Origin of the sequence: Variovorax sp. GrIS 2.14, from assembly GCF_046115955.1 — a bacterium.
Lineage (GTDB): Bacteria > Pseudomonadota > Gammaproteobacteria > Burkholderiales > Burkholderiaceae_C > Variovorax.
In genome coordinates this window covers 1-5,688 of sequence record NZ_JBJXIA010000063.1, presented here as the reverse complement: position 1 = coordinate 5,688, position 5,688 = coordinate 1, and the positions used below count along the sequence as shown (strand labels likewise).

The 5,688-nt window shown below is 58.1% G+C and carries 7 protein-coding genes and 1 pseudogene; 6 read left to right on the top strand and 2 right to left on the bottom strand.

What is annotated here, in order from left to right:
• Both RCH10_RS27225 and RCH10_RS27220 read right to left on the bottom strand, forming a co-directional pair.
• Window positions 1–826, bottom strand: a pseudogene (locus RCH10_RS27225) (IS3 family transposase); the annotation flags it as partial.
• Window positions 720–1,463 carry an RNA polymerase sigma factor gene (locus RCH10_RS27220; RefSeq protein ID WP_409054793.1) on the bottom strand — a complete coding sequence of 248 codons (744 nt, stop codon included), beginning with the start codon at window positions 1,461–1,463 and terminating at the stop codon, window positions 720–722. The pseudogene RCH10_RS27225 and the gene RCH10_RS27220, both read right to left, overlap by 107 nt.
• Before the next feature lie 206 nt (window positions 1,464–1,669).
• On the opposite strand from RCH10_RS27220, the gene RCH10_RS27215 reads away from it, so the two are divergent.
• The 6 genes from RCH10_RS27215 to RCH10_RS27190 all read left to right on the top strand — a co-directional run.
• Window positions 1,670–2,029, top strand: a complete 360-nt coding sequence (locus RCH10_RS27215; protein ID WP_409054792.1) for a hypothetical protein — start codon at window positions 1,670–1,672, stop codon at window positions 2,027–2,029.
• A 200-nt stretch (window positions 2,030–2,229) separates the two neighbouring features.
• Window positions 2,230–2,418: a hypothetical protein gene (locus tag RCH10_RS27210; RefSeq protein ID WP_409054791.1), complete on the top strand. Its 189-nt coding sequence runs from the start codon at window positions 2,230–2,232 to the stop codon at window positions 2,416–2,418.
• A 19-nt stretch (window positions 2,419–2,437) separates the two neighbouring features.
• Complete coding sequence (locus tag RCH10_RS27205) at window positions 2,438–2,815, top strand: hypothetical protein (protein ID WP_409054790.1); 378 nt, start codon at window positions 2,438–2,440, stop codon at window positions 2,813–2,815.
• Window positions 2,816–2,937: 122 nt separating this feature from the next.
• Window positions 2,938–3,558 (top strand): sensor histidine kinase, encoded by a 621-nt coding sequence (locus tag RCH10_RS27200; RefSeq protein ID WP_409054789.1) that lies wholly within the window; start codon window positions 2,938–2,940, stop codon window positions 3,556–3,558.
• Window positions 3,559–4,139: 581 nt separating this feature from the next.
• Window positions 4,140–4,580 carry a universal stress protein gene (locus RCH10_RS27195; protein WP_409054788.1) on the top strand — a complete coding sequence of 147 codons (441 nt, stop codon included), beginning with the start codon at window positions 4,140–4,142 and terminating at the stop codon, window positions 4,578–4,580.
• Between the two features lie 227 nt (window positions 4,581–4,807).
• Window positions 4,808–5,688: glutamate decarboxylase (locus RCH10_RS27190; protein ID WP_409054787.1), on the top strand; the 881-nt coding region annotated here is incomplete at its 3' end.

The window sequence follows — 5,688 nt, the reverse complement described above, 5'->3', positions numbered from 1 at the left end:
AAGATCTCGGGAGTTCCGTGCTTCATGATCGCTTCCTCGACGGCCTCGATGCAGAACTCGGTGTCCATCGAGATCGACACCCGCCAGGCCAGCACTCTTCGGCTGTACCAGTCGATCACCGCCGCCAGGTAGACGAAGCCCCTGGCCATCGAGATGTAGCTGATGTCCATGGCCCAGACCTGATTGGCGCGGGTGGCTGGCAGCGTGCGCAGCAGGTACGGGTAGATCGTGCGCCCGGGTGTCTTCTTGCTGGTGTTGGGCTTCTTGTAAAGCGCGGTGATGCCCATGCGCCGCATCAGCGTGGTCATGTGCTTGCGGCCCACGACGACGCCCTCTCCTCGAAGCAGGTCGCGAAGCATGCGCGCTCCAGCGAACGGCAGTTCGAGGTGCGACTCGTCGATGCGGCGCATTAACTTCAGGTCGCCATCGCTCACCGGCCTGGCCGTGTAGTACGCCGAGCCGCGGCTGATGTTCACCAGTGCGGCTTGGCGCCGGATTCGCAGATCGTGGCCTCGATCGATCATCGCTTTGCGCTCAGCATGCCGGCCTTGATGAGCGCGCCTTCCAAAAAATCATTCTCCAGCGCCAGCTGGCCGATCTTCGCGTGCAGCGCCTTCAGGTCGATCGCCGGCTCTGCTGCCGATGGCTCGCCGCCAAACACGTCGGCCGCTCGCGTGAGCAACTGGTTTTTCCAGTCGGTGATCTGGTTGGGGTGCACGTCATGCTGATGCGCCAATTCGGCCAGCGTCTTGTCGCCTCGAACAGCGGCTAACGCCACCTTGGCTTTGAATGCCGCTGAGTGCGTGCGGCGGGGTCTTCTGCTCATCTTTGCTCCAGTCTTCACAGGCGAGGTCCTCGCCAGCAGGAGCAGTTTCCACACTTACCGGGTTGTTCAGATTTCCGGGGCCAGCTCTCTTCACCGTGCCGATGGGCATTGCCGTGTGCAAAGCCACTTCGCTATGGCTCATATCACTGAGGAAAGCCAGCCTGAGCACAGTGCGCTCAGTGGTCTTGAGTTCGCTGACATGCCGACGCGCAGCTTCTGACAGCCTCTTGACATCCAGTGCGCTGGCAAGATAAGGCTGATCAGACGGGATGGTTTCCTCATAGTTCGCCTCAAAAGCAAACGTCATGCTTTCCCGGCTTGTAATTCGGCCACGAAGGCTGTCGATGGCTCGACTGCGCGTGATCACCATCATCCAAGCCAGGACGGAGCCCCGATCGGCCGCGAACTCTGGCGCCAACCGCCAAATCGTAAGGAATGCCTCCTGCATTACGTCCTCTGCGAGTTCGCGTCTGCGAACGATTTTGAGCGCGCAGTAGTACAGCGACACACGCGAAAGCTCGTAGAGATCACGGAAGGCCTGCATGTCCCCCGCCGCCACTTGATGAACGAGATGGACCAGTTGCTCGTCGCGTTCCGTGTGGGCCTTTGGTCCGATGCGCAATGGTTCCATTTGCATGGAAGTTCCCAAATCTTAACTGCATGCTGATAGGACAAAAACTTGCGTTTTTGTGCTTCCATGATTGATGCGCTACGCGGTCTATAGCGCACAAAAAATGTATTCTGGGGTAGGGCATCCCTCACACAGTGTGGGCGCCGCGGAGCACGCGGCTGCGTCGGCTTGAGGTGTGAAGTGATGTTCTTTCAATACTTCAAAGGTTCGCAATGTCAAAGTTTTCGACAATCCTTATTTCCACTTGCTTGGTTCTCGGCTCCGCAGCGGCCGTTGCGCAGGGTTCAGGCGGCGGCGCAGGTGGTAGCGGCGGCGGTGGTGGGGGCCTGAACGGTGGCTCTGCAACGAGCAGCGGTTCAAGCGACGGCGGTACGGCAGGTGGCAGCATGTCCAATGGTCAGTCCATGCGCAAAGGCAATATGAACAAGGAACCGATGAGCGATGACAAGATGTCGAACGGCGGCATGACCAAGGACAAGATGTCCAAGGACAAAATGAGCAGGACCCCGATGGAGAAGAATTCGATGCCTGCCGATTCGACCGGCGGCAAGCGGACTCCAGATCCGAAGTGATGCGCGTGACCGACATCACTGAGATGGCAAGGATGCATAAACGCGCTGTTCTTTCAGCAGGTTGACCCGACTGGCCTGATGTCATTTTCTAGGGAAGAGCGCCAGCCGAATGCGTGGGCTCTATGTTCGCTGCCGAACAGCACAATCAGCGCATCTCCGCTACCGTGTAATTTCCTTCCTTTTCCGGACAGGAGCCGGAGATGCCTACATCAACCCTTGCGGCCCAGGTTGTAGTACGAGCTTATCTAGATGGCCTTCAGATGGACGAATACCTGTTTGCCGCCGCCGTTTGGATGGCTGAGGCGTGTCTCGGCATTGGACTGACTCCGACCCTGTCAGAGATGCTCCGTCGTGATATCGACAGCCAGGTTGAAGTTGTGTCGGCCTGACAACTGAGGATGCCTCGCGTTGCACCGTTTTCTTTCCAACAATCGCGATGACTTGGTTGCGCGCTGCAAGGCGAAGGTGGCAGAGCGACCGCAACGGGCAGCGACCGAGCAACAACTTGCGCATGGTGTGCCCATGTTCCTCGACCAGCTTACGCGGACGCTGGCCGCAGAAGAGGACGATAGACCAGAGATGAGTGTGGTAATTTCCGGTCCCTCTGGTGGCGATCGGCTGGCTCTTTCCGAAATTGGTGTGAGCGCCACTGCACACGGCAAAGATTTACTGCAACTGGGCTACACCGTGGACCAGGTTGTTCATGATTACGGTGATCTCTGCCAGGCCATCACAGACCTTTCGAGCGCGATGCGCCGTTTGCCGTCGCCGAATTTCGTACGCTGAATCGCTGTCTAGACAATGCCATTGCCGACGCCGTCACCGAGTTCAGCTTTCAGCGCGACGCCCAACTCTCTATAGATCAGCTTGCAGCGGAAAAGCAGCGGCTAGGCTTTCTGGTTCACGAGTTGCGTAATTCGCTCGGCACGACCACGCTGGCGGTGCGCGCATTGGAGGTGGGCAATCTGGGCATTGGCGGCGCAACGGGTGCGGTTCTCAAGCGCGGCCTTTCAACCCTTGGATTGCTGATCAGCCGAGCCACAGCCGAAGTCCGCGGCGAAGGGTCGGATCAGCGTCAGACGTTCTCGGTCGCATCTTTCGTTTCGGACGTGGGCCTTGCGGCCCGGCTGGATATCAATCTAAAACTTTTGGTCCTTGAAGTGGCTGCGGTCGACCCGTTGCTTGCAGTCCTTACCAATCGCGAACTGTTGCATGCTGCGCTGGTCAACCTGCTGCAGAACGCTTTTAAGTTCACTCGGGAGAACTCAACGGTGTCGCTGAGCGCTTACGCTTTTGGGGAGCATGTCCTGATCGACGTTGAAGACCACTGCGGCGGCTTACCGCCCGACGGGGTCGCCAAAATGTTCATCCCATTCAAACCCAACGAAGACAGTCGGGCCGGCCTGGGACTTGGGCTTTCCATCGCCCGTCAGAGCGTCGAAGCGGATTACGGAACTTTGACGGTTCGCGACGTGCCCGGCTCAGGGTGCGTCTTCACAATCAGCTTGCCGCGTCACTCATTGCCTTAAACGGTAGTCGTAGTTCTGCATCTGCACACCAAGACCAGTGTGATTCGCCGCTGTTGCGCGACAAATCAAGACGTAAGGATCGTTATGCCTGACACCTATCCATAGATGCGGGGCCTAAGGTTGATTTTTATTGTTTGAAGGACACAGGAATGCATGGAAGTCTGAATGTGGGTCAAAAACTGCTTGTGCTCAAATTCTTGAAGGTCACGTTCCCACCAAGACCATCGCGCTCATGTATCGCGACTTCGGTCGACCCTCTCCCTTCCGATAAGGCACTCGCCATTGCCATCGTGCAATGGGAACATGAGATCGACCGCCTGCACGTCATCAAGAGCTAGTGGACGGACCGGCCTGCAGATGCGGTTCGAGTTTTGCGTTTCTTGCGAATTGTCAAAGTAATCGTCTTTGGAGCGGCGTCTAGGACACAGTGATCGCTTAGTCTGGCATAGCATGAAACCACGCCGCGATGCGGATCCCTTTCGGTCCGACATCCAAATTCCTAAGAGAGCGACAGCCGGCGAACTCGTCGTTTCATCGCGATCCCGGCTCTTGGTCTGTCAACAACACGCATAAGGGTCGCGATGTATCAAAGAATCCTGGTGCCTGTTGATGACAGCACCACAGCCCGCCGAGGCCTGCAAGAGGCCATCCAGCTTGCGCAGATGTCCAAGGGACGCATACGTCTCGTTCACGTCGACGATGAACTACGGGTTGAATCAAACAACGATTCAACCGTGGGGGAGTTCAGTGAGCCATCTCCTGTCACGGAACGCGGTGTGAAGCTTCTCGCCGAATGTCTCGGCGCGGTGGAACGAAGCGGAGTTGAAGGCGATGTTGTGCTCCGAAAGGGCGTCGCCGGCGTCGTATACCAAGAGATCGCGTTGGAGGCCAGAAGTTGGTCTGCTGACATCGTGGTCCTCGGCACGCATGCCCGAAGCGGCCTGCCGCGCATGGCATTCGGCAGCAACGCCGATGAAATCGTGCACTGCTGCGATGTGCCCGTTTTGCAGGTGAAGCTTTGATCTCGACGTCGCTACCTCCGCGTTGTTTTGACTATCTCGTGCTCTCTAGGGGTGGAACCTACGACTGAGATAAGGCTGCAGGCCGGTCATCTTGCGACGGCAAACTGCGATCCGATCGGACAGTCACTCCCGACACTTTTTAGCCCTCGATCTGTTCCTCAAATCGCCCCCTAAATCACGCAGCGCCGGGCGCACGTGCAGGCCTCTCCTCTCTATCGAAAAACCCCATGGCACTTCATCAGACCATTGAAAACCACAACGGCTCCATTGAGGACATCTACTCCTCGGGTGCTTCGGAACGCTGTCTTCCCAAGTACAGGCTGCCCGAGCACTCCACCGAGCCATCGACCGCCTACAACCTGGTGCGCGACGAGCTCCTGCTGGATGGCAATTCCCGTCAGAACCTTGCCACCTTCTGTACCACCTGGGTCGAGCCCGAGGTGCAGAAGCTCATGGCCGACGCGCTCGACAAAAACATGATCGACAAGGACGAGTATCCACAGACAGCGGAGATCGAGAACCGGTGCGTCCACATCATTGCGGACCTGTGGCATGCGCCCAAGTCGTGGGATGCGCTGGGGTGCTCGACCACGGGTTCCAGCGAAGCGGCGATGCTGGGCGGCCTGGCCCTCAAGTGGCGATGGAAGAAGATGCGCGAGGCCGCAGGCTTGCCGACCGACAAGCCGAACTTTGTGTGCGGGCCAGTTCAGATCTGCTGGAAGAAATTCGCGCGCTATTTTGATGTCGAGATTCGCGAGGTTCCTCTGCGCGGCAACGCGCTTGGACTGGAGCCGGCGGACCTGCGTGAGTTCTGCGACGAGAACACGATCGGGGTGGTCGCAACGCTGGGCGTGACCTTCACCGGCATCTACGAACCCGTAGCAGCACTGTCCGCTGCGCTGGACGACATGCAGCGCGACCTGGGCCTGGACATCCCCATTCACGTCGACGCAGCCAGCGGCGGCTTCGTGGCACCGTTCATCCAGCAGGATATCGAATGGGACTTCTGCATTGAACGCGTGAAGTCCATAAATGCCTCTGGACACAAGTACGGTTTGGCGCCGCTGGGTGTGGGCTGGGTCATTTGGCGCTCGAAAGCGGACTTGCC